Origin of the sequence: Lysinibacillus sp. NPDC056232, assembly GCF_042267565.1 — a bacterium.
In the GTDB taxonomy this organism is placed as follows: Bacteria; Bacillota; Bacilli; order Bacillales_A; family Planococcaceae; genus Lysinibacillus.
The window spans coordinates 1-406 of the sequence record NZ_JBHJTF010000026.1 but is presented as its reverse complement, the minus strand read 5'-3'; positions in this window follow the sequence as shown (position 1 = coordinate 406).

Sequence of the window (406 nt, the reverse complement as noted above, 5' to 3'; positions counted from 1 at the left end):
CACGCGACTGAGTAACCAACAACACGTTGGCCTAAAGCCTCCGACCGATTCCGGACGCAATTATGCCGAGGTATAATTGATTTATTTAAAATAGTTTTACTTTAATAATTCACTTGCAAACTTAATATTAAGGTGATATATTTATAAACGTTGTTACGAAAGAAACAACAACAACTAAAAAATACTAACATAAATAGTTGACATAGAGTTAACTACATGTTAAAGTATAGAAAGTCACTTAAATGTGACAAACAAATGAACCTTGAAAACTGAACAAGCAAAACGTAATCAATAAAGTTTTTAGTAACTAACCTTGAGTTGGTGAACGAAACAAAATTTTGGACATCAAACATGATGCCAGCAAAACAATTTGAGCTAATCAAATTTCTTTTTATGGAGAGTTTGA